At 59.8% G+C, this 651-nt stretch carries 1 pseudogene; it reads left to right on the top strand.

The window, feature by feature from the left end:
- Window positions 1-651: pseudogene (locus DBR30_RS22610) on the top strand (hypothetical protein); the annotation flags it as partial.

Here is a 651-nt window from a genome sequence, read left to right as displayed (position 1 = left end):
GATGGCAGTGGCAACATCACCATCACCGCCACCTATAAAAACTCAGGAGTGTTGGCGGGTACCTATCGCTCGGTCACCGTCGATGCCAAGGGCAATATCACCGCCGGCAGCAACCCCACTACTCTGGCGGGCTATGGCATCACCGATGCCGTCCCCAGCGCACAGAAAGGCGCTGCCAATGGGGTGGCGACGCTCGATGGCAGTGGTAAGGTCCCCGTCAATCAGATCCCGGCCACGGCTATCACCGACACCTTTGTCGTCAACACCCAGGCCGCCATGCTGGCCCTGACCGCCGAGGTCGGGGATTTGGCTGTGCGTACCGACCTCAACAAGAGCTTTATCCTGCGGGTAGCGGGCGCCGCCACCCTGGCCAACTGGCAAGAACTGCTCACCCCGACCGACTCGGTGCAATCGGTAGATGGCATGACCGGTGCGGTAACCATCGCCACCGCCAGTGAAGCCGTGAAAGGTAAGGCGCAGATCGCCACCCTGGCAGAAGTGAATGCCGGTACCGATGACACCAAATTCGTCACTGCCTTGAAACTGGCAAATATGGGCATTCAAAAACAGCTCGCAACCTTCAAACAGGTGGGCGTGACCCACTGGGTGGTACCAACCGGCGTGTATAAAGTCCTGGTCACTGTGGTCGGT

This window comes from Aeromonas sp. HMWF017, assembly GCF_003061465.1.
Lineage (GTDB): Bacteria > Pseudomonadota > Gammaproteobacteria > Enterobacterales > Aeromonadaceae > Aeromonas > Aeromonas veronii.
Note: the sequence above shows the minus strand (reverse complement) of the source record. Positions and strands in the feature narration are given on the sequence as shown.